This window comes from Streptomyces sp. NPDC089915, from assembly GCF_040684675.1.
In the GTDB taxonomy this organism is placed as follows: Bacteria; Actinomycetota; Actinomycetes; order Streptomycetales; family Streptomycetaceae; genus Streptomyces.
Genome location: NZ_JBFBGN010000103.1, coordinates 1 through 25,183, shown reverse-complemented (window position 1 = coordinate 25,183; position 25,183 = coordinate 1). Strand labels below are relative to the sequence as shown.

The following is a 25,183-nucleotide window of genomic DNA, read 5'->3' as shown; positions in this document are numbered from 1 at the left end:
TGGGCCCCGGCCAGGCGGGCCGCGTCCACGGATTCCAGGACCGAGGCCCCGAACCCGCCGGTGGTGACGGCCAGGAGCAGCGCGATGAGCGGCAGGACGGAGGGGCCCGTCCGGTTCCGGCCGGCCGTGCCGTCGCCCCGGCCGCCCGCACCCCGGGCGGCGCGGGCGAGGCCGAGGAAGCCGACCAGTCCGCGGCTGCGGCCGGCCGCGCGGGCGAGTCCTCCGGTCACGAGGGGCAGGATCCGGGCCAGCAGCAGTCCCCCGCACAGCGCGAGCAGCAGCGGGGCGGCGATCAGCAGCGGGTCCACGCCGCTGCCGGCGGGGGCGACGCCCCGGCGGCGGACCTCCAGCACGGCGGCGCCCGTCGCCGCGAGGACGAGCAGTTCCGCGACGGGCCGGCGCCACCGCGAGACGGGGCGCGGCGGGGACAGCAGGACGGCCGCGCGGACCGGGAAGGCCAGCAGCGTGAGCAGGGCGACCGCGGCGGCGGAGATCAGCGAGGCCGCGAGCCGGGGCGTGGGCAGCAGCAGGACGGCGAGCGTGGTGGCCGCCGCGGCCGCCGGGAGGACCGTGACGGCGCCCTCGCCCAGGAGCCGGCCGACGATCCCGGCGCGTGAGCCGCCCCGGGCGAGCAGCAGCCTCAGCTCGGCCTCCCGGCGGGACGCGGCGAGCGCGCCGGCCAGGCACAGGACGACGAGGGCGACCCCGGCGACCCCGGCGGGTCCGATGGCGGCGAGCGGAGCGGCGGCCTGGGCGCGGGCGCGGGCCTGGGTGAACAGCTCGGGCAGCCGCGAGTTGGTCCGGAGCATCTCCCGCCCGGTCTGCGAGACCAGTTCGGCGGCGACGGGCCCGGTGACGTACGAGGCGATGTCCCGTTCGGTGGCGGAGAGCCGGTCGGCCCGCAGCCGGCCGGTGTCCACCGGGAGCCGCCAGAAGTCCTCGGCGGTGGAGCTCCAGCCGTCCAGGCGGGGCAGGTCGGCGGCGCCGACGAGGGCGTCGGCGGCCCAGTAGGAGTTCTCCCCCTGGTGGTACTCGCAGGCGAAGGCGAGGCAGCCCAGGTCCACCCAGAAGTCGTCGGCCTCGTCCGCGACCGTGTAGAGGCCGACGACCTCCGCGCGGGGTCCGTCGCCGGGCGCGGGCGAGGTCGTCAGGACCGATCCGACGCGGGCTCCGATGGTCCGGGCGGCGCGCTGGGAGAGCGCGATCTTCAGGGGAGGCCCGTCCTGGCCGGCGGCGGGGGCCGGGGGCGCGTCGGCGGGCCAGTTCCCCTCGACCAGCCGGACGTGTGCCGGGGCGTCGTGGACGTACAGCAGGCGCATCACGGGCGGCAGGCCGGACGGGGCGTCGAGTCCGGGGTTCAGCAGTCCCCTGCCCTTGACGGTCCAGGTGCCGTACACCACGGCGTCCGGGTCGACCTCGAAGCTGCCTCCGGTGTGCGCGAGCAGGGTGCGCCGCGTGGTGTCGAGGAGGTCGGTGCCCTGGTCCTGTGCGGGGGGCGGCGCGGTCGCCGTCAGGCTGGTGTAGCCGGGGCCGCCGCGCTGGAGGAAGGACCGCAGTGCCTGGTCGGCGCCCCGGTCCTGGGCCCTGGGCAGGGCGGCGGCCAGCAGGACGGCGACGAAGGCCAGCACGGCGCCGAGCAGGGTGCCCAGCCTGGCGGCCCGCAGCCGGGTGGCGACCCACGGCGCGGGCCGGGCGGCGGCCGGGTCCGGCTCCGGGGTGGCGGAGGGCCGCGGGGTCGTGGACGGCGGCAGGGTGGTCACATCTCCTCCACGGGGCGCAGCCGGGCGGCGATGTCGCGGCCCCGGGGGCCGCTGAAGGCGGCCGCGAGCAGGGGTACGGCCGCGATGGCGGCGGCCGTCAGCAGGGTCTGCCAGAACGGCATGTCCACCCGTACGGGCGGGAACGGCCGCTGCGCGGCGGGTGTCAGGACGACCAGGGGCGCCATCAGGTGGACGAGGGCGACGCCCAGTCCGGTCCCGACCGCGGTGCCGAGGAGGATCAGCACGCCCCCTTCGGCGGCGGCGGCCCGGGCCAGCGACCGGCGCGGGGCGCCGAGGGCGAGCAGCACCGAGAACTCCCGTCCGCGCACGCGCCGTTCGGCGGCGGTGGCGGCGGCGAAGCCGATGGCGGCGAGGACCGCGCAGGCGGCGGCGAGGGCGGCCAGCGCGCTCTGCGGGCCCGCGCTCAGCGGGTCGTCGAGCAGGCCGGCGGTGATCTCGCCGCTGAGCTGGACGCGTTCGGTGCGCACCCCTTGGCGGAGCGCCTCGGCGGCGCGGGCGGGGACCGGGTCGGCCGCGGAGGCGGCGGGCAGCCACCATTCGGTGGGTTCGGGCGGCTGCTGTCCGGCGGTCTCCAGCAGGAACCGGCCGAGGGTGCGCAGGTCGACGGCGAGCGCCGTCCGGCCGGCCGTGGGGAGGGCGTCCACGGCGGCGGTGATCCGCAGCGGGACGGTCACCCCGTCGAGGGTGAGGTGGACGGTGTCGCCCGTGGCGGCGCCGACGGAGCTCAGGTAGCCGGTGGTGGCGACGGCCGGGACCGGGGTGGGGGGCGGGCCGGCGGGGGCGGGGAACAGCAGGGCGTGGACGCCCTTGTCGGTGCCGAACCCGCCCCAGTAGCGCAGCCTCAGCACCTCGCCGGAGCCTGCGGCGACGGGTGACAGGACGGGGACTCCGCCGGAGCGGAAACCCTGCGGGGGCACCAGCTGCCAGGCTCCGGCGGGGCCGGACGCGGCCGGTGCGGAGACGGCCGCTGCCCCGCCGTCGGGGGTGTCGGAGACGGCGATCCGGCGAAGGGTCAGCTCGGCGCCGTCTCCGGCGGGGCCGCCGTCCCCGGCGTACGTGAGGTGGACTCCGGCCAGGGTGAGCGGGGTCGCTGCGGAGCCGATGGGGGCGTCGGTCAGGGCGTCCAGCGGGAAGCGGAGGGTGGCCTCGCCCCCGGCGGGCAGGGTGGCCTGCGGTGTCGTGTGGGTGGCCCCGTACCGGTCGCGCAGGAGCAGGCTCACCGCGGCCCAGCTCATACCGGTGGAGCGTACGGTCACGTCGAGGTCGACGCGGCGGGGGGAGCCGGGCAGGGGGACGCCGGGGGCCGCGGCCGGGCCGGCGAGCGGGGCGAAGAGCTTCCGGAGGTCGCGGCCGCCGCGCAGGTCCTCGCGCAGGGGGACGCTTTCCCCGGTCTTGACGGAGTCCAGCGCGAGGAGTTCGGCGGTGCCCCCGCCGGGCAGCGGCTCGTCCCGGCGGACCACGGGGATCAGCCGGTCGGCGCCCGGGAGGGCCCCGTAGCGGCCGCCCTGTCCCATGGGGGACATGCCGCTGCCGGAGATGCGCAGTCCGCCGGCGGTCGCGAAGTCCGCCTGGTCGCGCTGGGAGGCGGTCCAGGCGGCGTGCTGGCCGAGGGCCAGGACCCCGCTGGAGACGGCGAGGACCAGCAGCAGCACGGGTCCGGTGGCCCGGCCGGGACGCCGGGCGAACTGCCAGCCGAGCAGGGCCGGGGCAAGGCTGCGGCCGCGCGCGGCCAGCCGTCCCCCGGCCCGGGTGGCGAAGGGCAGCAGCCGCAGGACCAGCAGGGTGCCCGCGCACAGGGCGAGCACCGGGGCGGCGACCAGGACCGGGTCCACGCCGAGCCCGCCGTCGGCGGGGCCGGTGTCCGGGGCGCCGTCGCCGGTGCCCCCGTACTGCGAGAGCTGCCGGTAGCAGAGGAGGGCGAGGGCCACCGCGGCCAGGTCCAGTCCGGAGCGGGCGGCGCCCGTGACCAGGGCCTGCCGGCCGCCGGCCCGGCGCAGTACGGCGGCCGAGGCGCCGCGCAGGGCGGAGGGCAGGGTGGTGAGCAGGACGCAGGCCAGGGCGCAGCCGGCCGCGACCGGCCAGACCAGCCAGGTGCCGGGTATCTCCAGGTGGACCCGGCCGATCGGTCCGAAGCGGCCGAAGAGGCGCAGCAGGGGTGGTGCGAGCAGCGGTGCCAGGACGGCGGCCGGGAGGGCGAGCAGCAGGGCTTCGGCCGCGCTCAGCACGCCGAGGCGGCGGCGGGAGGCGCCGCGGGCGGTGAGCAGGACGCGTTCCGGTTCCTGGCGGACCGTCATCAGGTGGGAGACGAGGAGGAGGGTGGCGGCCGAGAGGACGGCGAGCTGGAGCGCGCCCACCAGGAGGGTGGAGCGGGCCACGAGGAGTCCGGAGTCCAGCCGGGCGAGGAGTTCGGGGAGTTCGGTGGCCACCTGGAGCGAGGCGGTGCGCTTCAGCTCGGTTCCGGCGGGGCCGGCCGCGGCCCGCACGGCCCGGGCCTCGGCGGTGCCGATCGTGCCCAGGTCCGGGGTCAGGAGGGTGCCGCGGTAGTTCTGGAGGATGCCGCCCGCGGTGAAGACGGTGTCGTCGACCAGGAGCGGTCCGTAGGTGGTGAAGCTCGCGACGTGGATCTCGCGGCCGCCGAGGGGGTCGAGCCGCCAGTACCCGTCGTCCGGATCGGCGGCCCGGTACACGCCGGTGACCAGGACCGTCAGCGGGGGCCCGCCGAACCGGTCGTCCAGGCGGACCTGCGCGGGCAGCGCGGCGTCGGTCAGGCCGAGGCGGGCGAGGGCCGTGCGCGGGACGGCGGCCTGGGGCGGGGCTCCGGAGCCGACGGCGGCGGTGACCGGCTGCGGCCACTGGCCGGCGAGCAGCCGGACCCGGTCCCGGCCGAGGGCGGCGAGCAGGGTGAGGTCGGCGTCGCGGCCGGAGGCGGCGGGGCCGGGCAGCCCGTAGGAGCGGCTGAGCGCCACGCTCTGCGGGGTGACCGGGAACCGTCCGAAGACCCGGTCCGCGTAGGCCCGTACGGCGGCGTCGTCCTGGGCGCGGGAGGAGGCGGCGCGGCCGCTGGTGACCACGACGGTGGTCCCGGCCCGTTCGGGTCCGGTCAGGGCGCGGCGCAGCCCCTCGTCCCCGACCCCACGGGTGAAGGCCGTGAGCGCGGTCAGAGCCGTCGCGGTGATCAATACGGTGAGCAGTGCGGCGACCGCGAGCGGCCATCGCCCGCGCAACCGGCGCACGACGAAGCCGAGCACGTGTTCCGTTCCTCCCCCATCCGGACTTTCGGTACCGGATAGCGGACGATGCTGTCAGATTCGGACGCGGAGAGGAAGGGACTTGCGTGATGAGAGTGACAGGTGCGCAAATGTGAGCACAAAGCGACAGCGGCGCCGTACGCACGGGAGGCGGGGCCCGGGACGCCGCGCACACAACTCCACGGGGGAGCACTTCTCATGACCCAGAACCAGCCGGCACCGACGGACGCACCGGCGCGGCGGACCGCCGGCACGCCGGTCGCGGTGGTGGACGACGTCCACCACAGCTTCGGCAGCGGACCGCAGGCCGTCCACGCCCTGCGCGGGGTGTCCTTCGAGATCCGCCGGGGCGAACTCACCGCCCTCCGGGGCCGGTCGGGCTCCGGCAAGACCACCCTGCTGAACCTCGTCGGCGGCCTCGACACCCCGACCGGCGGCCGGATCACCCTCGACGGCACCGATCTGGCCTCCCTCGGCGAGGCGGACCTGCTCGCCCTGCGGCGCGACCGCATCGGCTTCGTCTTCCAGTCCTTCGGCCTGATCCCCGTCCTCACCGCCGCCGAGAACGTCGGCGTGCCGATGCGGCTGCGCCGCATGCCCGCGAGGGAGCGTGAGGAGCGCGCCCGGACCCTGCTCGCCCTGGTCGGCCTCGCGGACCACGCCGAGCAGCGCCCCGGCGAGCTCTCCGGCGGCCAGCAGCAGCGCGTCGCGGTGGCCCGCGCCCTGGCCAACGACCCCGACCTGATCATCGCGGACGAGCCCACGGGCCAGCTGGACCTGGAGACCGGCCGGTCGATCATGGAGCTGCTGCGGGCGGTGGTCCGCAGCAAGGACGTCACGATCCTCGTCGCCACCCACGACCCCAACCTGATCGAACTCGCCGACCGCGTCGTGGAACTGCGCGACGGCCGCGTCGTCGAACCCGGCGCGGCCGGCGCGGCCTCCTGACCCCCCGACCTCCTAGACCGCGCCCCGCGCGCCGGCCCCGGCCGCCGACTCGGTCTCGGACTCGGACTCCCGGTGCGTGCCCGTCCGTTCCCGCCAGAAGGCCGCCGAGGACGCCCGGCGCAGCAGCATGAGCACCACTCCGGCGCCGGCCAGGAAGAGGGCGATGACCAACGGTGCGCCCAGCCCGAACCAGGCGGTCGAGGTGGCCGAGTTGCGCGGGTCGGCCATGTCGGCGACGGACTCCACGAGCAGCCAGACCAGCAGCGCCGAGCCGAGCAGCGGCCCCGCGCCGAGCAGCAGGAAGGGGCGCAGGCCCCGCATCAGCCGCTTGCGGTACCAGACGGCGCAGGCGATCCCGGTGAGGGCGTAGTAGAAGGCGATCAGCAACGAGAGCGCGGTCAGGGAGTCGGCGAGGGCGTTCTCGCTGATCCGGTGGATGACGACGTACCAGACGGTCGCGGTGCCGGCGACCCACCAGGTGCTGGTGCCGGGCGTGCCCCGGCGGGCGTCGATGTGGGCGAAGCGGGCCGGCAGGGCGTGGCGGCGGGCCATGGACAGGGCCGTGCGGGAGGCCGGGATGATGGTCGTCTGCGTCGAGGCGAGGGCCGAGGTGCTGACGGCGAGGAGCAGGATCCAGTCCCAGCCGCCGAGCACCTCGTGGGCGAGGGCGGCGAAGACGTCCTCCTCGGTGTCGGCCCGTCCCGCCAGGTAGGCCGTGCCGGCGTAGGCGACGACGGCGAAGGCCACGGACAGGTAGGTGGCGAGCAGCACGACCGTCGACCAGATGCCCGCCCGTCCGGGCGCGTTGGCCGAGTCCTTGGTCTCCTCGGTCAGGTTGAGCGCGGATTCCCAGCCCCAGTACGCGAACACGCCGAGCAGCAGCCCGCCGGTGAGGGCGGAGCCGCCCGCACCGAAGGGGTTGAGCCAGCCGGCGGCGGGGTGGACGGCGTCCAGGCTGCCGGTGCCCGCGTAGACGCGGTACACGGCGACGCCCGCGAACACGACGAGGCAGACGACCTGGAGCAGGACCAGCAGGTTCTGGAACCGGGCCGAGGCCTCGGTGCCCCGGACGCAGAGCCAGGACATGACCAGGATCAGCAGGACCGTCAGCACCTCGCGGACCAGCGCGTTCCCGGCGAGCCCGTCGGCGCCGACGGCGAGCAGCCCGAAGCCCACGGCCACGTCCGCGAGCGAGCCGACGACGAGCACCCCGGTCATCGCGATGGCCCAGCCGCCGAGCCAGCCGGTGGTGGGGCCCAGGGCGCGGGTGGCCCAGGAGAAGGTCGTGCCGCAGTCCGGGTCGGACCGGTTGAGGAAGTGGAAGGCCGAGGCGATCAGCAGCATCGGGACGAAGGAGGCGAGCAGGACACCGGGCGCGTAGACCCCGACCAGGGCGACCAGCGGGCCGATGACGGCGGCCAGCGAGTAGGCGGGCGAGGTGGCGTTGAGGCCGATGGCCAGGGCGTCGAGGAAGCCGATCGCGTCCGCCTTGAGCGCGCCGGCCCGGGCGGCCTCCGGCGGTGCGGTGCTCCGGTCCGCCCCGTCCGCCGTACCGGGTGCCACGGTGGTGGCGGTCCTGGCGGTCGTGGCGGTGGCGGTTCGGGCGGCCGTCTCCGGCGGGGTGTCTGCGGCCATCGTCCCTCGCTGTGCTGAGTGCGTGTGCGGGCTGCGCCACTGCCGGGCGCGGTGTGAACAGGGCGTGAACTGCGACGAGGAAACCCGCGCGGCCGCTCGGGGGTCAATGGTGTTGGCATAAGCCTCCCGGGCGAGCGGGCCGGGCGGGACGGGCGGCCGGGTTCAGCGGGCGCGCAGGGCCTGGAGCCGGGCTTCGGCGCTCGTCAGGAGCATGTCCAGGGCGACCGGGTAGGCGCTGTGGTTCATCCGGGCGGCGAGCAGCCGCCGGGTGGCCGCGATGTGCGGGTACTCGTCGGCGGGCAGCCGGGCGTAGGTGGACTCCCACTGCTGCTCGTCGGAGATCCGGGAGGCCTCGCTCAGCGCGAGGGCGCCGGCGTCGAGGGCGGCGAAGGCCAGGCTCTGGTCGATGAAGGCGTGGTAGATCAGGACCGCCTCCGGGTCCGGGAAGCCGGCGGTGCGCAGGATGCCGAGGACGGCCTCGTCGGCGGCGATCTCACGGGGGCGGCCGGTGACGCGGCTCGCGGTCAGCAGCGCGGCCTGCGGGTGGGCGAGGTAGGCGCCGTGGATGCGCAGCCCGAGTTCGCGCAGGTCGGAGCGCCACGCCCCGGAGGCCGACCAGCCGTCGAGGGCCCGTCCGATCAGTTCCTCGCCGATGGCGAGGGTCAGCCCGTCCATCCCGTCGAAGTACCGGTAGAGGGTGCTGGGGTCCGCGCCGAGGGCGGCGCCGAGCCGGCGGGCGGAGAGGCCCGCGCTGCCGTGTTCGCGCAGCATGCGCAGGGCGGTGTCGACGATCAGCCGTTCGGACAGGACGACGCCCTGCCGGGTGGGGCGCCGTCGCCTGCGGGCGTCCTCGGGGACCACTTGCTTCGCCATCGGGAACCCTCCGACCGTACGTCGATCCTTATGCCAACACCATTGACCTTATCTTGCGGGCCCGGCTTTCATCCCTCCCATGGGGCACGGAGATCCGTGGACCCCGCCGAGAGAGGGTTTCGTCATGCGTGTTCTGCTCGTGGGCGCCGGGGGCGTCGGTACCGCGATCACCCGGATCGCCGCCCGCCGGGACTTCTTCGACCACTTCGTGGTCGCCGACTACGACCTCGCCCGCGCCGAGGCGGCCGTCGCCGCGCTCGACGACCCCGCGGGCCGGTTCACGGCCCGCCGGATCGACGCCTCCGACGAGGCCGCGGTGACCGCCCTCCTCGCCGGGGAGCGGTGCGACGTCCTGCTGAACGCCACCGACCCCCGCTTCGTGATGCCACTGTTCGAGGCGGCCCTCGCCGCCGGCAGCCACTACGTGGACATGGCGATGTCGCTGTCCCGGCCGCACCCCGCCCTGCCGTACGCCGAGTGCGGGGTCAAGCTGGGCGACGAACAGTTCGAGCGGGCGGAGGCCTGGGAGAAGTCGGGCCGGCTGGCGCTGGTGGGCATGGGCGTGGAGCCCGGCCTGTCGGACGTGTTCGCGCGGTACGCGGCGGACGAGCTGTTCGACGAGATCGAGGAGATCGGCATCCGCGACGGGGCGAACCTGACGGTCGAGGGCTACGACTTCGCCCCGTCGTTCAACATCTGGACGACGATCGAAGAGTGCCTGAACCCGCCGGTGGTTTACGAACGCGACCGCGGCTGGTTCACCACCGAGCCCTTCAGCGAGCCGGAGGTGTTCGACTTCCCGGAGGGCATCGGCCCGGTCGAGTGCGTCAACGTCGAGCACGAGGAGGTGCTGCTGGTCCCGCGCTGGGTGGAGGCGCGGCGCGTCACCTTCAAGTACGGGCTGGGCGAGGACTTCATCGGCAAGCTCAAGACCCTGCACGCGCTGGGGCTGGACTCGACCGGGCCGGTCACGGTCCGCGGCGCGGACGGCGCCCCGGTACGGGTCTCCCCGCGCGACGTGGTGGCCGCCTGCCTGCCCGACCCGGCGACGCTCGGCGAGCGCATGTCCGGCAAGACCTGCGCGGGCACCTGGGTGAAGGGCACCAAGGACGGGCTGCCGCGCGAGGTGTACCTGTACCACGTGGTGGACAACCGGTGGTCGATGGACGAGTACGGCTCCCAGGCCGTCGTGTGGCAGACCGCCGTCAACCCGGTGGTGGCGCTCGAACTCATGGCCGGCGGGGTGTGGGCGCAGTCCGGGGTGCTCGGCCCGGAGGCCTTCGCGCCGCGTCCGTTCCTGGACCTGCTGACGGCGTACGGCTCCCCGTGGGGCGTCCGCGAGCAGGGCTGACGCCCTCACGGCCCGGTCAGCCGGCCTTCAGGGCCGCGAGGAAGTCCAGGCGGGCCTCCAGGGTGGCCAGGTCGCGGCCGGTGAGCCGCTCGATGCGGGCGACGCGGTGGCGCAGCGAGTTCACGTGCAGGCGCAGCCGGGCGGCGCAGGCCGTCCAGGACGCGTCGCAGTCGAGGAACGCCTCCAGGGTGGCCAGCAGTTCGGTCCGGTGGCGGCGGTCGTGCTCGCGCAGGGGGCCGAGCAGGCGGGCGGCGAATGCCCGGCGGGCCTCGGCCGGGATGAGCGGCAGCAGCGTCAGGATGTGGGCGGTGAGGTCGTCCGCGCCGCGCACGGTGACCCGTTCCGGGGCCTCGTGGGCGATCCGCAGCGCGTGGCGGGCCTGTTCCAGCGCCCGGCGGGCGTTGCCCGGTTCGTCGACGGGGGCGCTGATGCCGACGGAGACGCTCTCCCCCGGGCCCAGCCAGCGCCCGAGCACCGCGGCGAGCCGCTGCCCGAGGGCGGCGGCGTCGAGGGCCGGTCCGGGATGCTCCGGCGAGGGCTCGGGGACGAGGACCAGCAGCACGGTGTGGTCGCCGTCGACGGTGCCCGCGATGTCCTGCGAGGTCACCGGGACCGGGCCGGCGGGCTGGATCAGGGCCTCCTCCAGGAGCGCGCGCAGGGCGACGGCGGGGACGGGGCGGCGGCCGCTCCCGTGGCGGCCGCCGCCCCAGTCGTCGCCGTCCCACTCGCCGCCGGCAACCACGAACTGGCAGCGCTTCCAGGTCCCGACCCCGCTGACGACGGCCTGCGCGGTGGCGCTGAGCCGGACGGGTATCTCCTCGGCCGGGATGCGGCTGCGCATCAGGCCGAGGGCCCGGCCGGCCAGGTCGTGCAGCGCGGCCTTGCCGTGCTCGTGCGCGGAGCGCGCGTCGGCCAGCATCTCCACGACCCGGTCCAGGAGCCGTGCCTCGTGCGCGGGCCAGGCCGAGGTGTCGGCCTCCACGGCGACCAGCCAGTCGGCCAGTTCCGCGGCGGGCTCGGCCCCGTCCGGCGGGGCGGCGGAGGCGGAGACGGCGGAGGCGGCACCCGGTACCGGCAGGAGCGAGTAGAGCCGGTCGCCGACCGTGACCCGGTGGGGTGCGGCCCCGCCCGAGCGGCGGGCGGCGAGGTACCGCGCCGCCAGCGCCCTCGCGGTCGCGGCCCGCAGGGGCGGCCGGGCCCCGGCGATCTGACGGCCCGCCGGGGACAGGACGCGCACGTCGTGGCCGAGGTCGTGGCGCAGCAGCTCCAGTACGGAGGCGGGGGCGCCGCGGTCGGCCAGGAGTCGCCGGTGGCGCTCGACCACGGCGGTGAGGGTGCCGAGGTCCTGCCGGTGGAGCCGGCCGAGGACGTGTTCCGTGATGGCCGCGAAGGAGGTCTCCGGCCGCACGGCGAGGAGCGGCAGGCCGTGGCGCCGGCAGGCGGACACCAGGTCGTGCGGCACCCGCCCGTGTTCCACCTCGCCGGCGGCCAGGGCCGCGACACCGGCCCGGTCGAGGACGCGCACGAAGGACTCGGCGTCCCCGTCCCGGCGCCACCAGGCCAGCCCGGTGAGGACGAGTTCGCCGCCCCGCAGGAACCGTCCGGGGTCGGCGAGGTCGATGACGGGTACGGCGCGTACGGGCCGGTCGAGTACGCCGTCCCCGCCCTCCCGTCCCACGAGGAGCACCAGCCCCAGCTCGTCGACGTCGAGGAGTTCACGTAGCCGCATGATCGCGAGCCTCTCACACCGCACACCTCGCCGAACAGACGTCGTCGCAGCTCAAGGCGGTGCGGCGGTGGGAACACACGGTCTTCCACAGCCGGCGGGAGAGCCGGTTTCGAGCGATCGGTGACTGCCCGGTCCGCGGGCCGCGCGGTCTACTTCAGGACGTGCGGCCGGGCCGGGGAAGGTCCGCCGGACGGTGTGCCGCGCACGGGGGTCGCGGCACCGTCGGGCCCTGCCGCCGCACGGCACCAGGAAGATCCCGGACGCGGCCCCCTGGCCGCGGCGCGCCGGGCACCTCAGGAAGAGACGGTCTGATCATGGCTGAAACCACCAACGGCATCCCCGCCGAGGTCACCCAGGGCTCCCGGACCCGGGGCGGCATCGGCGAGTCCACGCTCCGCCCGGACGGCACCCTCAAGGTCACCGGCGAGTTCGCGTACTCCTCCGACCTGTGGCACGAGGACATGCTGTGGGGCCAGATCCTGCGCAGCACCGTCGCCCACGCCGAGATCCTCTCCGTCGACACCTCCGAGGCCCTCACCGTGCCCGGCGTCCACGCGGTGATGACGTACGACGACCTGCCGGCCGAGGTGAAGTACTACGGCATGGAGTTCCGCGACACCCCGGTCCTGGCCCACCGGAAGGTCCGTCACCACGGCGAGCCGGTCGCCCTCGTGGCGGCCGACCACCCGGAGTCCGCCCGCCGGGCCGCCGCGAAGATCAGGATCGAGTACCGGGAACTCCCGCTCGTCACGGACGAGGCCTCCGCCCTCGCCGCCGGCGCGCCGCTGGTCCACGAGGGCCGCGACGACCACCACAGCGCGTACGTCCCGCACCAGAACGTCGTGCACCACCAGCCGATCGTCCGCGGCGACGTGGAGGCGGCCCGCGGGCGGGCCGACGTGATCGTCGAGGGCGAGTACACCTTCGGCATGCAGGACCAGGCCTTCCTCGGCCCGGAGTCCGGCCTCGCCGTGCCGGCCGAGGACGGCGGGATCGACCTGTACGTGGCCACCCAGTGGCTGCACTCGGACCTCAGGCAGATCGCCCCGGTCCTCGGGCTGCCCGAGGAGAAGGTCCGGATGACGATGGCCGGCGTCGGCGGCGCCTTCGGCGGGCGCGAGGACATCTCCATGCAGATCCTGGCCTCCGTACTGGCGCTGCGCACCGGCAAGCCGGTGAAGATGGTCTACAACCGGTTCGAGTCCTTCTTCGGCCACGTGCACCGCCACCCGGCGAAGCTCTCCTACGAGCACGGCGCCACCAAGGACGGCAAGATCACGCACATGAAGTGCCGGATCGTCCTCGACGGCGGCGCCTACGCCTCGTCCACGGCCTCGGTCGTCGGCAACGCGGCCTCGCTGTCGGCGGGCCCGTACGTCATCGACGACGTGGACATCGTCGCGGTCGGCCTCTACACCAACAACCCGCCCTGCGGGGCGATGCGCGGGTTCGGCGCCGTCCAGGCCTGCTTCGCGTACGAGGCCCAGATGGACAAGCTCGCGGCGAAGCTGGGCATGGACCCGGTCGAGTTCCGCCGGCTCAACGCCATGGAGCAGGGCACGGTCATGCCCACCGGCCAGCGGGTGGACTCCCCCGCCCCGGTGGCCGAGCTGCTGCGCATGGTCAAGGACCGCCCCCTGCCGCCCGAACGGCAGTGGGAGACCTCCGACGGCGAGGCCGACCTCCGGGCCCTGCCGGGCGGCCTGTCGAACACCACGCACGGCGAGGGCATCGTCCGCGGCGTCGGCTACGCGGTCGGCGTCAAGAACGTCGGCTTCTCCGAGGGCTTCGACGACTACTCCACCGCCCGCGTGCGCCTGGAGGTCGTGGGCGGCGAGGCCGTCGCGCTGGTCCACACGGCGGCGGCCGAGGTCGGCCAGGGCGGGATCACCATCCACGCCCAGATCGCCCGGACCGAGCTCGGCGTCCAGCGGGTCACCATCCACCCGGCGGACACCCGGGTCGGATCGGCCGGCTCCACCTCCGCCGCCCGGCAGACGTACATGACGGGCGGTTCCGTCAAGAACTCCTGCGAGCACGTCCGCGCGAAGGTGCTGGAGATCGGCCGGCGCAAGTTCGGCGCCGCGCACCCGGGATGGGCGTCGCCCGGGCTCCTGCTGGAGGGCGGCAAGGTGGTCACCGCCGGCGGCGAGGTCCTCGCCTCCCTCGTGGACGTGCTGGAGGAGGAGGCCGTGGAGGTCGAGGAGGAGTGGCGGCACTTCCCCACCGAGGCCTTCGACCGGGTGACCGGGCAGGGCAAGGGGCACGTCCAGTACTCCTTCGCCGCGCACCGCGCGGTGGTGGAGGTCGACACCGAACTCGGCCTGGTCAAGGTCGTCGAGCTGGCCTGCGCGCAGGACGTCGGCAAGGCCCTCAACCCGCTGTCGGTCGTCGGCCAGATCCAGGGCGGCACCACCCAGGGCCTCGGGGTGGCGGTCATGGAGGAGATCATCGTGGACCCGAAGACCGCGAAGGTGCGCAACCCCTCCTTCACGGACTACCTGATCCCGACCATCCTCGACACCCCGGTCATCCCGGTGGACTACCTCGAACTGGCCGACCCCAACGCCCCGTACGGGGTGCGCGGCATCGGCGAGGCCCCGACCCTGTCCTCCACGCCGGCCGTCCTCGCGGCGATCAGGAACGCGACGGGGCTGGAGCTGAACAGGACCCCGATCCGCCCCGAGCACCTCACCGGGCTCTGACCGGTGGCGGCGCGCGCCGCCGGGACGCCGCGCGCCGCCACCGCCGGCTCAGTGCCGGGCGTCGGACCGGGGCCGGTCCAGGGTGAAGGTGTCCACCGGGGTCAGCTCCCCGTACGGACCGTCGAAGGTGTAGTACGTGACGTGCATCCGGGTGCGGCCGCCGCCCCGGGTGCCCGGGTCGACGTCGAAGGCGGCGAAGCCGTGGCCGTGGAGCCGGTCCTGGACGCCCCGCCAGGGGGCGTCCTCGGTGAGGTAGACCGGCTTGCGGTGGCGGCCCTCGGGCTCCTTGCCCACCTCGACCACGACCCTGCCCTTCGGTTCCTCGAAGAGGTCGTCCTGGGTGGTGGCGAAGTTGCCCCCGCCCCCGATGATCATGTGCACGGTGCCCTTGCCGGTGTCGGCGGTGTCGGTCGCGGTGGAGACCGGGACGGGGGTGCGGGCGTCGCCCGGCAGGACGCCGCGGACGGGGAGCGAGCGCTCGTAGTAGTGCTCGTGGCCGCACAGCACCAGGTCCACCCCGTACGCGTCGAAGAGCGGGCCCCACTCCTGGCGGACTCCGAGGTCCGCGCCGCCGTCGCGGTGGCTGGAGATCATCGGGTGGTGCATGAAGACGACGATCCAGTCGATGTCCCGGGTGGCCCGGGCCGCCTGCAACTCCCGCTCCAGCCAGCGCCGTTGCGCGCCGCCGGAGTATCCGCGCAGATAGATGTCGCCGGTGTCCACGATGGCCACGTCGTCGTTGGCCAGGCTGATGAACCGGACCGAGCCGACGGTGAAGGCGTACCAGAGGCCCCGGGTCTCGGGCTCGCCCGCGGTCGTCGCGCCCGGCAGCGCGAAGTAGGTCTGGTAGCCGGTGAGTCCCAGGGGGCCGTTGCCCTTCTCGGTCTCGCCGTTGCCCACGCAGGGCATCCAGGGGCGCAGCCGGGCGGAGCGGCTGTTGCCGATGAACCAGTCGGCCCAGGTCGCCACCCGGTCCTCACCGATGGCTCCGGCCACGCCCGCGTAGCACAGGTCCCCGTTGACCAGGTTGAACAGCGGGCCGACCCGTTCCACGGCGGCCACGATGTCGGAGGAGGCCTCGGTGCCGCCCTGGGTGCTGGTGTACAGCGGGAAGGGGCCGAGCGGCGGCGGGGTGTCCTTGGTGGGCCACTTGAGGGTGCGGCGCAGATTGGGCGTGCCCTGGTCGCCGAAGCTGGTGAAGGTGAATGCGGTCCGCCCGCGCGGTGCCGTGGTGAACGATCCGGTCTCCTGCGCGGCGCCGTCGTGCCCGGCGGAGTACAGGTAGGTGGTGTCCGGCCGCAGCCCGGTGAGGCGGGCGTGGTGGACGTACACCTCGCGCTGGGAGAGCCCGTCGCGGTAGGTACGGGTCTCGGCGTCGACGGCGTGCCCGGCGCCCCCGTCCGGTGAGCCGAGGCGGACGCGCGGACGGCGCACGGACTGGGGGCTGATCCAGGAGACGGTCATCTCGGTGGCGGGATCGGACCCGAACTGCAGGTGCAGCCCGGCCACCCCCGGCACCCCGATACGGCTGGGCGTTCTCTGGAGCAGCGGCGATGCGGCGGCCCCCGGCGGCCCGGCCGCCGCGGCGCTTCCCGCACCCCCGGCGACGACGGCGGCCGCGCCGGCGGTCGAGCCGGCCAGTAACGCCCTGCGCGGAATGGACATGGAACCCCCGTACGTTGGTGGAAGACGATCGTGTGCACCCTAGGCGCGATCCACCGCCGCAACGCCCGCCGGATCCGGCCTTGAACGAAAATTTTCCGGCACCCGTCCGCCGCGCGTATTGACGCGCACCCCTCCCGCCGCGTCCGATGGGCGGATGACCTGGTGGGGACTGTGGGTGTTCCTGAGCGGCTGCGTGCTGCTCATCGCGGGGAGCAAGGGGGAGCGCGGGTGGGCGAACTGGTCCCGCGGCCAACGCGCCGTGTGCTCGGCCGGCCTCGTCCTCATACTCGTGGGACTCGCCAGCGGCTATCCCGGCTAGGCCGTCTCTTCCGGCCGGCCGCCTTCCGGAGGGCCGGGTGCCGTCGGTGACGTGGTGGACCGGTGTGGTCAGGCTTCGTCGGGGCGTGTCAACTGGAGTACGCCGTCCGGGAGTTCGCGGGCCGTGCCGGTGGCCCGGAGGGGTGGGCGGGCCGTGGGGAGGGGTTCCAGGCGTTCGCAGCGCCAGCCGGCGGACTCGAAGGCGGTGAGGTCGGGGAGGCCGTGCAGGGTCAGGGCCGTGCGGGCCGCGCGGGCGGCGGCGGTGAGGGTGCGGGCGGAGGCCGGGGAGAGCACGTCGCAGATCCACGCGCCGCCGGGGCCGGCCGTCTCGCCCAGCACGGCCGCCAGGGCCCGGACCCGGTCCGGGGTGAGGTAGGTGAGCAGCCCCTCGGCCAGGAGGAGGGTCCTGCGGCCCGCCGTGCGCGGCCGCAGCAGCCCGGCGAGGGCGGCCGGGTCGCGGAGGTCGCAGCGCAGCCGTTCCACCGGGACGGGCGCCGACGCGGCGGGCAGCAGGCGGTCCTTGAGGTCGAGGACGGGCGCGCCGTCGATCTCGACCACCCGGACGGGGCCGGGCCAGTCCAGCCGGTGGGTGCGGGCGTCGAACCCGGCGCCCAGGTTGACGCAGACCTCCCAGGGGCCGGCCGCGAGCAGCCCGGACAGCAGGCGGTCGATCACCAGGGTGCGGGCGATGACGACGGAGGTCCCCGCCGTGTGCCGGGTGGCGCGCAGGACGGAGTCAGGGCAGTGGCGGGCGAAGCGGTCGGCGTACGGGTCGAGCGGCGCGCCGTCCGGCCCGGCCGTGGCGCGGGCCCGGGCGAGGGCGGTGAGGTAGGCGGTGGCGGGCACCTGCCCGCCGTCCGGCACCGCTACTCCCACCGGAACAGCCGTGCGGCGGCCGCCGTGCCCAGGACGACCACGCCGGCGAGGACGCCGAGGTCGAGGGCGACGTCGGCGGGGCCGTCCAGCCAGGCGTGCTGGAGCAGCTCGACCGCGTAGGTGGCGGGCAGCGCGGCGCTGATGGTCTTCATGGTGTCCGGGAAGATCTGCAGGGGGATGGTGGCCCCCGAGAGGAAGATCATGGGGAAGTAGACCAGGTTGGCGATGGCCACCGCCGCCCGCTCGGAGCGCGCGACGGCGGCCACCACTCCCCCGAGCGCGTACATGGAGAGGGCGCACAGGAGCAGGGCCCCGGCCGTCGCGGCGGCCGCCGCGGGCGAGGCCGGCAGGTGGAGGCCGAAGAACAGGTACCCGGCGGCCACCAGGAGCAGGGCGCCGAGCAGGCTCAGCGCGAGGTTGACCAGCCCCTGCGCGATGAGGAAGGCCGACGCGTCGACCGGTGTCGCGCGGAAGCGCTTGAGGACCTTGCGGTCGCGGTACTCGGCGAGGCCGAGCGGAAAGCTCATCAGCCCGGTGACGGCGACCACCAGGACCAGGTAGGCGGGCACCGACATGTCCACCGTGCCCCGCCCGCCGAACTCCGGGGCCGGCTCGTTTCCGTAGATCCCGCCGAACATGCAGAGCATCAGCACCGGAAAGGCGAGGGCGAAGAAGACGGGGGCGAAGTTCCGCCGCATCCGCCGCCACTCGAACCGTACGATCGGCCACAGCGTCCGCATCTCAGGCCCCTTCCTTCACGGTGGCGGCGCCGACCAGCCGCAGATAGGCGTCCTCGAAGTTCGGGGTGCGGAGGCCGACCGCCGACGGCGGGAGCCCGGCCTGCGCCAGCAGGCGTACGAGGCGGTCGTAGTCGGCGGGGTAGCTCCCGGTGAACTCCGGCCGGCCGGGCGTGCCGGGCAGCCGGGTCAGTCCGAGGCCGTCGAGCCGCTCCTCGATCCCGGCGGGCCGGCCGCCGCCCGGGGCGCCGAGGTCGACGGTGAAGGTGGAGGGGCCGGCGTGCGCCTCGGTCAGCCGCGCCGGGGAGTCGAGCGCGACGAGTTCCCCGGACCGCAGCACGCCCACCCGGCCGCAGAGCGCCTCGACCTCGTCCATCGCGTGCGAGGTGAGCAGCACCGCCACGCCCCGGGCGGCGAGTTGGAGGACCGAGCGCCAGGTCTCCCGGCGCTGGTGCGGGTCGAGGCCGGTGGTGAGCTCGTCGAGGACGACCAGGCGGGCGTCGCCGATCTGGGCGAGGGCCAGGGCCAGCCGCTGGCGCATGCCGCCGGAGAGGGCGGCGATCATGCTGCGGCGCCGGTCGGCGAGGCCGAAGGCCTCCAGCAGCGCGGCCGCCGAGCCGGGCGCCCGGTAGATCGCCTCGTAGAGGTCGCAGAGCTCGCCGACCCGGGCCCGGCTGGGGAACTGGGACTCCTGGAGCTGCATGCCGAGCAGCCGGGTGACCGCGCCGCGGTCGCGGCGGGGGTCGCGGCCGCAGACGGTGACGGTGCCGGCGCGGACGGGCCGCAGGCCGCCGACGGCCTCGGCGACCGAGGTCTTGCCGGCCCCGTTCGGCCCGATGAGCCCGAACACCTCCCCGGGGTGGATCCGGAACGAGACCTCGCGGACGGCGGTGAAGGCGCCGTAGGCGACGGTCAGACGGTCGGCGTGGACGACGGCGTCCCGCTCCGGGCCGGGATCCGGCCGGGGTGCGGACACCGGCGGGCCGGCGGACGGCTCGTCGGCGGACGGCTGGCCGGCGGACGGCTGGTCGGTGGTCACAGGCTGGGCCTCCCGGGGGCCGTGCGCGCTCCCGGGGCCGGGGAGGCGCTGAGGTGGGTGTAGAAGCCGGCGAACGACATGTGCAGCACGAGGGCGGGCAGCACGCCGCCGGTGGCGGTGGTCAGCAGTCCGCCGACCGCGCCCAGGACGAGGCTGGAGGTGCCCAGGACGTACGCCTGCGTGCGGGTGGAGACCAGGGCGACCTGCCCGGCCGCGAACAGGCAGGTGCTGAACGCCAGGGCGTAGGCCGGTCCGCCGCCCAGCGTCCCGAGTCCCAGCAGGACCGCGCCCCGGAAGAGCACCTCCTCGAACAGCGCCGCGGCCGCCGGGACGATCCACCGGAAGTGCCGGGGCAGGGCGAGGATCGAGGCTATCCACTGGATGCGGGCGATCTCGCCGGGGACGTCCGCGCGCGGGTCGGCCCGGTAGAGCAGGGACACGCACAGGACGGTGGCGCTGGAGGTGCCGAGGACCGCCAGCGCCAGGGCGGCGGCCGCCCCGGGGGCGGGGAGGTGGAAGAGCCGGTGGAACGTGAGCGGCGTGGACCCCAGCAGCACCGCCAGGGCCAGGGCGCCCAGCAGCAGGTACACGAGGGTGCCGAACACGGCGAAGGCCGCCTCCGGGCGCAGCCCCGTCCGGCCGGCGAGCCACAGGGCGGTGCGCCGACGGCGGGCCGGATCGTTGAACGGCAGCCGGTACAGGGCCAGCCAGGCGGCGACCACGGCGGTGGTGAGCGCGGTGAAGGCGGGCACGCTCATCCGGCCGCCTCCCGTCCGGGGGCCGGGCGGGCGGTCCCCCGCCGGGCGGCGCTCTCCCGCCGGGCGCCGCGCTCCTGCCGGACGGCCAGGGCGTAGACCGCCGCGTTCTGGGCGAGGTGCGCCGTGAGCGGGACCGCCAGGCTGCCCGACGCCACCATGAGGAGCCCGAAGACCGCCCCGGACAGCGTCTTCTGCGCCACCGCGAGCCCGCCGAAGAACAGGTGTCCCAGCGCGTACGCCACGGCGGCCGCCGCGACCGCCGCCCCGGCCGGCAGGTGCAGCCCCTCGCGCAGGACCCCGATCCACAGGCCCCGGTACAGCAGTTCCTCGGCGGCCCCGGTGACCAGGACGGCCGCCGCGTACCCGCCGCCCACCGGAGCGCCGTCGCGGTGCACCGCGAGCCGGGGCAGCCCGGTCCCGGCGAGCAGCCGGGGCGCCGCGCCGACCGCGAACTCCGCGCCGACCAGCGCCGCGCCGGCCACGGCGGCGGCCGGCAGCCAGAGCGCGGCGGGCAGCCGACCCGTCAGCGTGTCCGGGACGAAGCCGCCCTCGGCCGCGACCGCGAGGGCCGCTGCCGTCACCACCAGGTAGGCGGCGGGGGCGCCCAGCAGACCGAGCCGGGCGGCCCGGCCCCGGTCCGCCACCGCCTTCGCCGCCGGGCCGAACGCCGTGACGACCCGGATCAGTTCGGCGGGCGCGACGGTGGCCGCCAGCACCAGCAGTTCAAGGGAGCGGGTGTGGGACCACATGGGTCACGCCCCCGTGCTCTCGCATCCGGGGGTGGCCCTTCGCGGGGAACCCGGGCAGGCACATGCTGAGCAGTTCCGGGACGATCGCCCGGACGACCCGCCACGGGGTGTCCGCCAGCTCCGGCGGCGTGAAGTCCAGGTAGCCCGCGAACTCGCTGACGCCGGCGAGGTCGGCCAGCAGCCGGCGGATCGCCGCCGTGTCGTCGTCGGCGTAGACCGGCAGTCCGGCGAAACCGGTCCGGCCCTCCACGCGGCTCTCCACGGCCCCGAGCTTGCGCTCCGCGTCCCCCGGGGCGGCGAACCACAGCACGTTCGTGTCCAGGTCGGTGTACGCGGAACCCGTCTGCGCGAAGTGCACGTTGGGCAGGTCGAAGACCGTGCTGAACATGCCGATCCCGAGGATCGCGGTGGCCTCGGCCGCGCCGCGCAGCAGCGCCCGCCGCGGGTCCGGGTCGGCCTGGAGCCCGAAGGCGATGTAGGGCAGCCTGCCGTCCCGGCGCACCAGGGTCACCCCGATGTTGGGCAGCGGCAGCTCCGGCCTGGTCAGCAGGCTCGCCCGCACCTCGTACGGCCCGTCCGGGGGGAGCCCGGCGGCCGCGAGCAGCTCGCGTCCGTCCTCGTCCAGGTCGATCAGCGGCGCCTTGGCTCCGGTGTACCAGTTGAGGACGAAGGCGTCGATCTGCACGGCTTCGACGAGCGCCCCGAGCAGCGCCTTGTCCAGCGACACGTGGGCCGCGGTCCCGGTGGAGAAGGACGGGGTGAACAGCTTGTCGGCCGCGCCCGGATCGCTGCGGAAGCCGAGGAAGACCAGCTGCGCCGGAAGGTACACCTCCTCCCCGGGCCGGGTGAGGGACGGGCAGGCGATCCAGGCGATCACGTCGTCGCCGGTCGGCGGCTCGGGCGCGTACCGGTGCATCATCCGGGCGAGCTGCCGCTGCTGCTCCGGCTCGAAGACGCCCAGCAGTTCCGGCGGCAGGCACCGGTGCCGGGAGGACAGCGAACGGTAGGAGGCGTACTCGATCCGGTCCGCGAACAGCGGCATCGCCATGATCGCCGCGTAGCGCTCGACGGCCTCGCCGGTGAGCCGGGTCACCGCCTCCTCGTGCGTCGAGCCGTAGCCGGCCAGGTGGTACTGCATCTGCATGTGCGGGTCGTCCATCGCCAGCCGGTGGTACTGGGGCATCGCCGCCGTGGCCGAGCGCAGGTACGGCTCGCCCTCCACCGCGGCGACCGACACCAGCATGCCGGGCAGGATCCCGCCCTGGTTGCCGCCGATCCGCCCGTACCGGGCGAGCGCCGCGCCCATCCCGGGGTGGCCCAGGAGCGGGATGCCGCTCATCGGCCCCCTCCGAGCGCCTCGCGCACGTGCCGGTCGACGATCACCCGGCTGTTGAAGTTGATCTCCCGTACGACGTCCCGGGCGACGTGGCCGCAGGCCGGACAGGTCCCGATGCGCAGCACGTCCTGCGCCTGGATCTCGTACGTCGGCAGGTAGATGCTCAGCGCCCGGCCCAGGAACCGGGAGGTGCCGAGCGAGCGCAGCAGCACGGCCTCGTTCACCAGGTGCGCGCAGATGAGCGACTCCACGCCGCTGGCCCGGCCCGTGCCGCCCGGCGCCGTGGCGGCCACCATGCCGTGGTAGCCGATGTGGTCCTCCAGCCGGGCCAGCGAGCGCTGTTCGAAGCACTCCAGGCAGCCGGTGCGCGGGCTGTCCGCGCCCACGACCGTCGCGAACGGGCCGTCGACCAGACCGACGACCACCGGCTTCTCCAGGTGGCAGGCGAGGCGGTTGAGTCCGCGCAGCGCCAGGATCGAGGCCTGACCGAGGTGGACCACCAGCGAGTCGCAGTGCTCGACGACGCCGCTCAGCCGCTTCAGCGCGTCGGCGGCGGCCAGGCCGCCCGTGCCGGAGGTCAGGTCGGCGCCGCGCAGCGCGTCCAGGAAGTCCGCCGGCAGCGGCTCCAGCGGCAGGCCCAGCGCCTCGGCCTGGCCGGCCAGGTAGGCGGCGGCGCTGGGCGAGTCCGAGGCGAACCCGACCGTCGCGCCGGCCGACTCGGCGGCGCCGTACAGGTCCAGATTGCCGAGCAGCGCCCGGGCCATGTCCCCGCCGCGCTCGGACGGGAGGTCGTACGCGAGGAACCCGGCCTGCCGCAGCTCGGTGACGGCGAGCTGGAGGTTGGCCCGCTCGACCGGGGTGAGGCCGGGGGCGTCCGGGAAGGTCCCGTCGGCGGGCTTGCCGGCCGCCAGCGTCTCGAACAGGGCGGTCATCGCGGCGAGGACGGCGGGGGACTCGGCCCGCAGGTCGACGTTGACCTCGGTGAAGTTCCAGATGCCCCAGCGCAGCCGGATGACCCCCGGCTCGACGGCGAGGAGCCGGACGGAGGTCGCCAGGACGACTCTGGAGTCGGAGGGCGTGGGGGTCATGGCTCAGGCCTCCCCGTGTCCGAGGAGCGTCAGGTGGACCACGTGGCGGGAGGTGCCGTCGCAGTCGAGGGCCCGTTCCAGCGCCTGTTTGTCGTAGCCGCCCTGGTCGCAGCCGATCAGCCCCAGCGAGGTCCGGGCCAGGTGCACGTTCTGCGAGATCCCGCCGGCCTCGATCAGCGCGAACACCAGCCCGCTGTCGCCGTACTTCTGCGAGTTGGAGTAGAGGTCGTAGACGTACACCAGGGCCAGGGCCACCCGGTCCGCCTCCACGTCCGCCGTCTGCAGGTACCGGCCGAGCTCGGCCGCGTCGGGCGCCGGACGGTACGGGAAGAGGGTGTGGCCGTGCGGCTGGTACGCGTACGCCCCCGGGGCCAGGCCCTTCACGTGCTGGGCGATCACCGCCAGCCGGAGCGGGTACAGACCGCCGCCCGAGGGCGCGTTGCGCAGGGCCACGGCGGCGTCGCCGTCCTGGGCCGTCGGAACCGGCAGGCTGCCCGACACCCCCTGGGCGTGCCACAGCACGGTGGCCAGCTCGTCCAGCGACACCGGCTTCCCCGAGAAGCCGCGGCCGCTGCGCCGGGTGGCGACGGTGTCCGTCAGGCCGCTGCGCAGCCGCCGGCGCGGGGGCAGGGCGACGGCCCCGTCCGACCGCTCCTGGAGGTCGCCGTGCGCGGTGGAGAGGACGGCGTCGTGCCCGTAGAACCTCGACACCCCCAGCTGCATCCCGAGATCGCGTCCACCGCGCCGGTGGTTGAGGAGTAACTCCTCGCCCACGAGGCCGTGCACCGCCGGACTCCATCGGCCCCGCACCACCGACTCCGGTGCCCGCACCACCGTCGTCGCGCTGTACATCGACACGGAGGTGTGCTGCTGGCCGAAGGCCGCGACCGTCGCCATGTGGCTGTTGCGGTCCAGGTGTTCGGAGACGGCTTCCTGCGAGTCCTTCAGTGACATCTCGGCCTTTCCTTCGACGGGTGCGTACGACGGGGCCTTGCGGATGTGCACGTCGAGCGGGGCCGATGACCCCGCCCGACCTCGGGCGGCTACCAGCTGCAGCACGAACTGCAGCAGCAGTTCCCGCCGCCACAGGTGGTGCTGGCTCCCGGCGCCACCTGAACGAACGCACCGCCGGTGGCGGTACTGCCGACCTGGCTGGAGAAGCTCAACATTGTTTCCCTCACCTCCCATCGAGGACGCGAAGAACAGGTCCCGGACCCGCCGGGCGCCTGGAGCGTAGCAGCCGCCGGAGGCGCCGAGAAGCAGTCGCGCGAGGGCTCAACTCCCTTTATTTCAAACGTAGTTGAGTAATCATTCCGACTCGCCGGCCGCTGCCCTCCGCGCACCGAGGGCGATGCGTCGCAGCGGTGACAGCGCATACCCGGCCGTCACGTAGCCGGCGCCGGCGGACAGGGGTACGAGAGCGGCCAGGACGAGCGGGGCGGAGGAGGTGAGCGGATCGCCGGGCAGCCGTCGGCCGGGCGCCGGACACGGGCCCGGCGGCCCGCCGCCCGCCGGCCCCGGGCAGCCGGCGGGGGCCAGTACCACCGGATTCGTCGAACCCACTTCGAGGACCGGGGCGTTCCCCCTGCTCACGGCCTGCTGGGCGAGGAGGAACCCGACGGCGAACAGCACCGTCCCCGCCAGCATGAACACCCCGCCGAACTGGCAGGTGAGGCGCAGCCGGGTGACGGAACGCCGCGGCGGCGCGGCCCGTTCGCGCCCGGCGCGGACCCGTACCCCGATGGACATCGGCACTCCCCCCTCACGGTGTGACGGCCCCACTGTCCCCCGCCGCCCCTAAGCGGCACGTGAGCACGACGGCTCCGCCCGCCGGCGGGCTCAGGCGCGCAGCCGGATCGGGTTGGTGAGGGCGGCCGGGGGGCCGGGGAGGGGCGGGGCCTGGGGCGGGTGGCGGACCTCCGCGCGGACGTAGGCGGTGCGGGCGGATGTGGTGCGCCATTCCAGGGAGGCCGCGGCGGGCACGGTGAGGGCCAGGCCCTGGTCCGTGACCAGGCGCAGCTCGCAGCCCTCCGCGCCGGTCACCGAGAGCCGTACGAGGACCTCCGTCCCGGGGTCGTCCGGTTCCAGGGCCTCCCCGATGCCCGCGTGGGCCCCTCGCGGGGAGACGGCGGTGAAGTCCACCGAGACGGCGGAGGATTCGGCGGCGTAGGCGCGCCCGGCGCGCAGGCCCGCCAGGATCGCCTCGCGGGACAGGTCGTCCGCCAGGACGACGGTCTGGGGTCCGCCGACGCGGTCCGGGTCGCGGTGGTAGTCGCTGTGCGCGAGGGCCGGCAGCCGGCGGTCGCCGCCCGCGCCCGAGAGCGTGGCGTCCCAGGAGGCCAGGGCC

At 75.2% G+C, this 25,183-nt stretch carries 18 protein-coding genes and 2 pseudogenes; 4 read left to right on the top strand and 16 right to left on the bottom strand.

Features of this window, described 5'->3' with window-relative positions; translation table 11 throughout:
- Both AB0O29_RS25680 and AB0O29_RS25675 read right to left on the bottom strand, forming a co-directional pair.
- A pseudogene (locus AB0O29_RS25680) lies at window positions 1-1,760 on the bottom strand (hypothetical protein); the annotation flags it as partial.
- The gene (locus tag AB0O29_RS25675; RefSeq protein ID WP_365155405.1) at window positions 1,757-5,029 is read right to left on the bottom strand and encodes an FtsX-like permease family protein; all 3,273 of its coding nucleotides are present in this window, start codon (window positions 5,027-5,029) and stop codon (window positions 1,757-1,759) included. The gene AB0O29_RS25675 and the pseudogene AB0O29_RS25680, both read right to left, overlap by 4 nt.
- A 198-nt stretch (window positions 5,030-5,227) precedes the next feature.
- Between AB0O29_RS25675 and AB0O29_RS25670 the strand changes: the two genes are divergently transcribed.
- Window positions 5,228-5,977, top strand: a complete 750-nt coding sequence (locus AB0O29_RS25670; protein ID WP_365155402.1) for an ABC transporter ATP-binding protein — start codon at window positions 5,228-5,230, stop codon at window positions 5,975-5,977.
- Window positions 5,978-5,989: 12 nt separating this feature from the next.
- On the opposite strand, the gene AB0O29_RS25665 is transcribed toward AB0O29_RS25670, so the two are convergent.
- The gene (locus AB0O29_RS25665) at window positions 5,990-7,612 is read right to left on the bottom strand and encodes an APC family permease (RefSeq protein ID WP_365155399.1); all 1,623 of its coding nucleotides are present in this window, start codon (window positions 7,610-7,612) and stop codon (window positions 5,990-5,992) included.
- Between the two features lie 162 nt (window positions 7,613-7,774).
- The gene (locus tag AB0O29_RS25660) at window positions 7,775-8,485 is read right to left on the bottom strand and encodes a TetR/AcrR family transcriptional regulator (protein WP_365155397.1); all 711 of its coding nucleotides are present in this window, start codon (window positions 8,483-8,485) and stop codon (window positions 7,775-7,777) included.
- 124 nt (window positions 8,486-8,609) lie between these two features.
- Here AB0O29_RS25660 and AB0O29_RS25655 point away from each other — a divergent pair, with 124 nt between their 5' ends.
- Window positions 8,610-9,836: a saccharopine dehydrogenase C-terminal domain-containing protein gene (locus AB0O29_RS25655; protein WP_365155394.1), complete on the top strand. Its 1,227-nt coding sequence runs from the start codon at window positions 8,610-8,612 to the stop codon at window positions 9,834-9,836.
- Between the two features lie 16 nt (window positions 9,837-9,852).
- Here the strand turns inward: AB0O29_RS25655 and AB0O29_RS25650 are convergent, their stop codons facing one another.
- On the bottom strand, window positions 9,853-11,565 hold the full coding sequence (locus tag AB0O29_RS25650) for a PucR family transcriptional regulator (RefSeq protein WP_365155391.1): 1,713 nt from the start codon (window positions 11,563-11,565) through the stop codon (window positions 9,853-9,855).
- Window positions 11,566-11,879: 314 nt separating this feature from the next.
- Here AB0O29_RS25650 and AB0O29_RS25645 point away from each other — a divergent pair, with 314 nt between their 5' ends.
- Window positions 11,880-14,270, top strand: a complete 2,391-nt coding sequence (locus AB0O29_RS25645; protein WP_365155388.1) for a molybdopterin cofactor-binding domain-containing protein — start codon at window positions 11,880-11,882, stop codon at window positions 14,268-14,270.
- Between the two features lie 48 nt (window positions 14,271-14,318).
- Here AB0O29_RS25645 and AB0O29_RS25640 read toward each other — a convergent pair whose 3' ends face one another.
- Window positions 14,319-15,935: a metallophosphoesterase family protein gene (locus AB0O29_RS25640; RefSeq protein ID WP_365155385.1), complete on the bottom strand. Its 1,617-nt coding sequence runs from the start codon at window positions 15,933-15,935 to the stop codon at window positions 14,319-14,321.
- A gap of 154 nt (window positions 15,936-16,089) precedes the next feature.
- Here AB0O29_RS25640 and AB0O29_RS25635 point away from each other — a divergent pair, with 154 nt between their 5' ends.
- Window positions 16,090-16,254, top strand: a complete 165-nt coding sequence (locus tag AB0O29_RS25635) for a hypothetical protein (RefSeq protein ID WP_365155382.1) — start codon at window positions 16,090-16,092, stop codon at window positions 16,252-16,254.
- Between the two features lie 68 nt (window positions 16,255-16,322).
- Here AB0O29_RS25635 and AB0O29_RS25630 read toward each other — a convergent pair whose 3' ends face one another.
- The 10 genes and pseudogenes from AB0O29_RS25630 to AB0O29_RS25585 form a co-directional block, all read right to left on the bottom strand.
- Window positions 16,323-17,117 carry a class I SAM-dependent methyltransferase gene (locus tag AB0O29_RS25630; RefSeq protein ID WP_365155380.1) on the bottom strand — a complete coding sequence of 265 codons (795 nt, stop codon included), beginning with the start codon at window positions 17,115-17,117 and terminating at the stop codon, window positions 16,323-16,325.
- A gap of 2 nt (window positions 17,118-17,119) precedes the next feature.
- A complete protein-coding gene (locus AB0O29_RS25625; protein WP_365155377.1) occupies window positions 17,120-17,869 on the bottom strand; it encodes an ABC transporter permease in 750 nt (249 codons plus the stop codon).
- A gap of 1 nt (window position 17,870) precedes the next feature.
- The gene (locus tag AB0O29_RS25620; RefSeq protein ID WP_365155375.1) at window positions 17,871-18,905 is read right to left on the bottom strand and encodes an ABC transporter ATP-binding protein; all 1,035 of its coding nucleotides are present in this window, start codon (window positions 18,903-18,905) and stop codon (window positions 17,871-17,873) included.
- Window positions 18,902-19,663, bottom strand: a complete 762-nt coding sequence (locus AB0O29_RS25615) for a CPBP family glutamic-type intramembrane protease (RefSeq protein WP_365155372.1) — start codon at window positions 19,661-19,663, stop codon at window positions 18,902-18,904. Before AB0O29_RS25615 ends, AB0O29_RS25620 begins: the two co-directional genes overlap by 4 nt.
- Window positions 19,660-20,412 carry a CPBP family intramembrane glutamic endopeptidase gene (locus AB0O29_RS25610; protein WP_365155369.1) on the bottom strand — a complete coding sequence of 251 codons (753 nt, stop codon included), beginning with the start codon at window positions 20,410-20,412 and terminating at the stop codon, window positions 19,660-19,662. Before AB0O29_RS25610 ends, AB0O29_RS25615 begins: the two co-directional genes overlap by 4 nt.
- A complete protein-coding gene (locus AB0O29_RS25605) occupies window positions 20,387-21,751 on the bottom strand; it encodes a YcaO-like family protein (RefSeq protein WP_365155367.1) in 1,365 nt (454 codons plus the stop codon). Before AB0O29_RS25605 ends, AB0O29_RS25610 begins: the two co-directional genes overlap by 26 nt.
- A complete protein-coding gene (locus AB0O29_RS25600; protein ID WP_365155364.1) occupies window positions 21,748-22,836 on the bottom strand; it encodes a hypothetical protein in 1,089 nt (362 codons plus the stop codon). Before AB0O29_RS25600 ends, AB0O29_RS25605 begins: the two co-directional genes overlap by 4 nt.
- A 3-nt stretch (window positions 22,837-22,839) precedes the next feature.
- Window positions 22,840-23,790 carry a SagB family peptide dehydrogenase gene (locus AB0O29_RS25595; RefSeq protein WP_365155361.1) on the bottom strand — a complete coding sequence of 317 codons (951 nt, stop codon included), beginning with the start codon at window positions 23,788-23,790 and terminating at the stop codon, window positions 22,840-22,842.
- A gap of 354 nt (window positions 23,791-24,144) precedes the next feature.
- On the bottom strand, window positions 24,145-24,585 hold the full coding sequence (locus AB0O29_RS25590; protein WP_365155358.1) for a hypothetical protein: 441 nt from the start codon (window positions 24,583-24,585) through the stop codon (window positions 24,145-24,147).
- Window positions 24,586-24,675: 90 nt separating this feature from the next.
- Window positions 24,676-25,183: pseudogene (locus tag AB0O29_RS25585) on the bottom strand (phosphoesterase); the annotation flags it as partial.

Bases quoted from the DNA above. Each gene is read 5' to 3' on its own strand.
- AB0O29_RS25670 (WP_365155402.1), top strand. From the start codon at position 5,228: ATGACCCAGAACCAGCCGGCACCGACGGACGCACCGGCGCGGCGGACC.
- AB0O29_RS25665 (WP_365155399.1), bottom strand. From the start codon at position 7,612: ATGGCCGCAGACACCCCGCCGGAGACGGCCGCCCGAACCGCCACCGCC.
- AB0O29_RS25660 (WP_365155397.1), bottom strand. From the start codon at position 8,485: ATGGCGAAGCAAGTGGTCCCCGAGGACGCCCGCAGGCGACGGCGCCCC.
- AB0O29_RS25655 (WP_365155394.1), top strand. From the start codon at position 8,610: ATGCGTGTTCTGCTCGTGGGCGCCGGGGGCGTCGGTACCGCGATCACC.
- AB0O29_RS25650 (WP_365155391.1), bottom strand. From the start codon at position 11,565: ATGCGGCTACGTGAACTCCTCGACGTCGACGAGCTGGGGCTGGTGCTC.
- AB0O29_RS25645 (WP_365155388.1), top strand. From the start codon at position 11,880: ATGGCTGAAACCACCAACGGCATCCCCGCCGAGGTCACCCAGGGCTCC.
- AB0O29_RS25640 (WP_365155385.1), bottom strand. From the start codon at position 15,935: ATGTCCATTCCGCGCAGGGCGTTACTGGCCGGCTCGACCGCCGGCGCG.
- AB0O29_RS25635 (WP_365155382.1), top strand. From the start codon at position 16,090: ATGACCTGGTGGGGACTGTGGGTGTTCCTGAGCGGCTGCGTGCTGCTC.
- AB0O29_RS25625 (WP_365155377.1), bottom strand. From the start codon at position 17,869: ATGCGGACGCTGTGGCCGATCGTACGGTTCGAGTGGCGGCGGATGCGG.
- AB0O29_RS25615 (WP_365155372.1), bottom strand. From the start codon at position 19,663: ATGAGCGTGCCCGCCTTCACCGCGCTCACCACCGCCGTGGTCGCCGCC.
- AB0O29_RS25610 (WP_365155369.1), bottom strand. From the start codon at position 20,412: ATGTGGTCCCACACCCGCTCCCTTGAACTGCTGGTGCTGGCGGCCACC.
- AB0O29_RS25605 (WP_365155367.1), bottom strand. From the start codon at position 21,751: ATGAGCGGCATCCCGCTCCTGGGCCACCCCGGGATGGGCGCGGCGCTC.
- AB0O29_RS25600 (WP_365155364.1), bottom strand. From the start codon at position 22,836: ATGACCCCCACGCCCTCCGACTCCAGAGTCGTCCTGGCGACCTCCGTC.
- AB0O29_RS25595 (WP_365155361.1), bottom strand. From the start codon at position 23,790: ATGTCACTGAAGGACTCGCAGGAAGCCGTCTCCGAACACCTGGACCGC.
- AB0O29_RS25590 (WP_365155358.1), bottom strand. From the start codon at position 24,585: ATGTCCATCGGGGTACGGGTCCGCGCCGGGCGCGAACGGGCCGCGCCG.